Source organism: Bradyrhizobium sp. 23 (assembly GCF_023073295.1).
GTDB lineage: Bacteria > Pseudomonadota > Alphaproteobacteria > Rhizobiales > Xanthobacteraceae > Bradyrhizobium > Bradyrhizobium canariense_D.
The window spans coordinates 33,838-36,562 of the sequence record NZ_JADPJF010000058.1 but is presented as its reverse complement, the minus strand read 5'-3'; the positions used below and the strand labels follow the sequence as shown (position 1 = coordinate 36,562).

Annotated in this window: 2 protein-coding genes and 1 pseudogene; all 3 read left to right on the top strand. The window is 64.7% G+C overall.

The window, feature by feature from the left end:
* Positions 1-939 (top strand): enoyl-CoA hydratase/isomerase family protein (locus IVB32_RS13720; protein WP_247410605.1); only part of this gene is annotated, 939 nt, incomplete at its 5' end.
* A 13-nt stretch (positions 940-952) separates the two neighbouring features.
* Positions 953-1,858 (top strand): annotated as a pseudogene (gene mmsB, locus IVB32_RS13715) (3-hydroxyisobutyrate dehydrogenase); the annotation flags it as partial.
* The coding region (locus tag IVB32_RS13710) for an AMP-binding protein (RefSeq protein WP_247410603.1) at positions 1,858-2,725 on the top strand (868 nt) is incomplete at its 3' end. The pseudogene mmsB and the gene IVB32_RS13710, both read left to right, overlap by 1 nt.

Below are 2,725 nucleotides of genomic sequence, written 5' to 3'. Positions count from 1 at the left end.
GACCGTTTTGAGGCCGATCCCGCCGTTGCCGTGATCGTGCTGGAAGGTGCCGGCGAGCGTGGCTTGTGTGCCGGCGGCGACATCCGTGCGCTCTGGGAAAGTTCGAAGGTCAATGGTGACCTCGGCAAGATCCTGTGGCGGGAAGAGTACATCCTCAACGCCCGGATCAAGAAATTCCCGAAACCTTATGTCGCCTTCATGGACGGCATTGTGATGGGCGGCGGCGTCGGACTCTCGTCGCATGCGAGCCATCGAATCGTGACTGACCGTACGAGGCTTGCGATGCCCGAGGTCGGGCTCGGTTTCTTTCCCGACGTCGGCGGCACTTGGCTGTTGTCACGCTCGCCGGTCGAGATCGGCACTTATTTCGGCCTGACCGGCCAGACCATGAACGGCCCCGATGCGATCCATGCCAGGTTTGCCGACGCGGTGGTACCGGCGGCCAAATGGCCCGAGTTGCGCGACGCGCTGACCAAAGTTCGCCAGGGCGTCACCGCGGCCGATGTCAGCAAGCTCATCAACGGTTTTGCGACCGGGGAGATCGCGGGGCCGGTCGCCGCAAAGGAGCCGGCGATCGACGCACTGTTCGGCTTCGACCGCATGCAAGACATTTTTGCCGCGCTCAAGCGCGACGGTTCCGAGTTCGCGCTGGCGACGTTGAAGACGCTCAACGAAAAATCGCCGCGCGGCATGGTGGTGACGCTCAAGCTGCTGCGGCTCGCGCGCACCGCGTCGAGCCTGGAAGAATGCCTGGTGCGCGAATATCGGGCTGCGCTGGAAGTCTTCCGCAGCGACGACTTTCGCGAAGGCGTGCGCGCCGCCGTGATCGACAAGGACCGCAATCCGACCTGGTCGCCGTCGCGAATCGAGGACGTCACGCCGGACATGCTTGCGCACTATCTCGCCGAGATCGGCGCCGACGAATTGAAGTTCAACTAACAACGTCTTTCAAGCGGAGGAAACCAAGATGGCCACGATCGCATTCATCGGTCTCGGCAACATGGGCGGCCCCATGGCCGCCAATCTGGTCAAGGCCGGCCACAAGGTCGTCGCTTTCGACCTCGCCGAGGCCTCCCGCAACCAGGCCAAGGCCGACGGTGCCGGCATCGCAGAGAGCGCTGCGGGCGCCGTGAAAGGTGCCGATGTGGTCGTCACCATGCTGCCGGCCGGCAAGCATGTGCTCGGCGTGTGGGGCGAGGTCGTTCCCGCGATGACCAAGGGCGCGTTGATCATCGACTCCTCCACCATAGACGTCGAGAGCGCGCGGCAGGCGCATGCGCTCGCGGCCAAGCACGGCGTGCTTTCGGTCGACGCGCCGGTGTCCGGCGGCACCGGCGGAGCCAAGGGTGCGACGCTCACCTTCATGTGCGGCGGCGAGGACAACGCGTTTGCAGCGGCAAAGCCCGTGCTGGAGAACATGGGCAAGAAGATCGTGCATTGCGGCGGTGCCGGCGCGGGCCAGGCGGCAAAAATCTGCAACAACATGATCCTCGGCATTTCCATGATCGCCGTGAGTGAGGCGTTCGCGCTGGCCGAGAAGCTCGGGCTCTCGCACCAGGCGCTGTTCGACGTCGCCTCGACCTCGTCGGGCCAGTGCTGGTCGCTGACGACCTATTGTCCGGTGCCCGGGCCGGTGCCGACCTCGCCCGCCAACAACGACTACAAGCCGGGCTTTGCCTCGGCACTGATGGTGAAGGATCTGACACTGGCGCAGGACGCCGCCAAGGCCGCCGGCGCGGCGACGCCGCTCGGCAAGCATGCGCAGGAAATCTATCAGGCCTTTGACGCAGCCGGCCAGGGCGGGGTGGATTTTTCCGGAATTATCGAGCACGTTAGGGGGCTGGCCGGGAAAGCCTAATGACGACATTTCAGGAAGCGCGCGCGTTTCTGCTTCACAACCGCACGGACTATGAGACAGCGGTCAAGGGCTTCCGCTGGCCGGATCCGGTTCCCTTCAACTGGGCGCTCGACTGGTTCGATGCCGAGCTAGCGGCGAATGCGGACAGCAAGGATCGTCCTGCGCTCTGGATCGTCGATGCCGCGCAGGATCGGCAGACCAAGCTCTCGTTCGGGGCGTTGTCGCGCCGCTCCAACCAGGTCGCCAACTTCCTCCGCGCGCAAGGCTTGAAGCGCGGCGATCATCTCCTGCTGCTGCTCGGCAATGTCGTTCCGCTGTGGGAGACGATGCTGGCCGCGATCAAGCTCGGCGTCGTCGTGATTCCCGCGACGACGCTGCTCACCGCCGACGAGCTGCGCGACCGGCTCGATCGCGGCAAGGCAAAGGCGGTGGTGGCCGCGCAGGACCAGGTTGCGAAGTTCGCAAGTCTTGGCGCCGATAATATCGTCCGCATCGTCGTGGGCGAGGCCTCCGATGGCTGGCTTTCCTATGATGACGCCGCAAGGGCGTCGGAGAGCTTTGCAGCCGACGGCCCGACCAACGCTGACGACCCGATGCTGCTCTATTTCACCTCGGGCACCACGGCAAAGCCGAAGCTGGTGCGGCACAGCCAGCGCAGTTATCCCGTCGGCCATCTCTCGACCATGTATTGGATCGGGTTGAAGCCCGGCGACGTCCATCTCAACATCTCCTCGCCCGGTTGGGCCAAGCACGCCTGGAGCTGTTTCTTTGCGCCGTGGAATGCGGGCGCGACCGTCTTTGTGGTCAACCAGCCGCGCTTCGACGCCAAGGGGCTGCTTGCCACCATTGGCCGCTGCGGCGTCACCA